Source organism: Pseudomonas sp. P5_A2_2, from assembly GCF_054177685.1.
Genome location: NZ_JBGCUL010001245.1, coordinates 1 through 1,161, shown reverse-complemented (window position 1 = coordinate 1,161; position 1,161 = coordinate 1). Strand labels below are relative to the sequence as shown.

General features: G+C 61.2%; 2 protein-coding genes. One reads left to right on the top strand and one right to left on the bottom strand.

The window, feature by feature from the left end; all coding sequences use genetic code 11:
- On the top strand, positions 1-723 hold a 723-nt coding region (locus ACXRVY_RS30505; protein WP_458239139.1), incomplete at its 5' end, for a GntR family transcriptional regulator.
- A gap of 179 nt (positions 724-902) precedes the next feature.
- Here ACXRVY_RS30505 and ACXRVY_RS30500 read toward each other — a convergent pair.
- On the bottom strand, positions 903-1,161 hold a 259-nt coding region (locus ACXRVY_RS30500), incomplete at its 5' end, for an amidohydrolase family protein (RefSeq protein ID WP_458239138.1).

The window sequence follows — 1,161 nt, the reverse complement described above, 5'->3', positions numbered from 1 at the left end:
GGCAAAGCCGGCCGTAGCGGCACCCAGGACGATATTGTCTACGCGCATATCTTCGAGGCCATCCTCGAACAGCGCCTGGCGCCCGGCACCAAGTTGAGCGAAGAAGCGCTGGGGGAAATTTTCGGGGTCAGCCGCACCATCATTCGCCGCGCCTTGTCGCGCCTGGCCCATGAAGGCGTGGTGCTGTTGCGTCCGAACCGCGGTGCCGTCGTCGCCAGTCCGAGTGTCGAGGAGGCGCGCCAGGTGTTCATGGCCCGGCGTCTGGTCGAGCGCGCGATCACTGAGCTTGCGGTGCAGCACGCCACCGCCGAGCAGATCGCCGAACTGCGCCAGATGGTCAACGACGAGCGCGACAGCTTTTCCCGTGGCGACCGTGGTGCCGGCATCCGCCTGTCGGGCGAATTCCACCTGAAACTGGCCGAAGCGGCGAAAAACGCCCCGTTGATCAGTTTCCAGCGCAGCCTGGTGTCCCAGACTTCGCTGATCATCGCCCAGTACGAAAGCGGCAACCGCTCCCACTGCTCCTACGACGAGCACACCCAGTTGATCGACGCCATCGAAAAACGCGACGCTGAACTGGCGGTCGACCTGATGATGCACCACATGGATCACATCGACAGCAAGCTCAACCTCGACGAAGAAAGTGCTTCGGATGATCTGCATGCGGTGTTCTCGCATTTGTTGCAGACCAAGAAGCCAGGGCGGTCGACCGCGAAACTCTGATAGACCGCGTCGCGCCTATCGCCAGCAGGCTGGCTCCCACAGGGTTTTGTGTCGAATGCGAAATTTGTGATCACTGAAGATCAACTGTGGGAGCGAGCCTGCTCGCGATGACGATCTGACAGGCAATAAAAATCCCCCGGGCTGTACAGCGACGGGGGATTTTTTATGGGCGCAAACTTTTAGCGCTGATGCACCAGATTCCCCGCCGCATAAGTCTGCAGCACAGTCCGGTCATCACCCAGCGTCATCAACACAAACAACGTCTCGGCGATGTTATTGGCCTGCTTCAGGCGATAGCCCAGCAGCGGCGTGGCGTTGTAGTCCAGCACGAGGAAGTCGGCGTCGGTGCCCGGTTGCAGGTTGCCGATCTTGTCTTCCAGGCGCAGTGCACGGGCGCCGCCGAGGGTCGCCAGGTACAGCGACTTGAAGGGGCTCAGG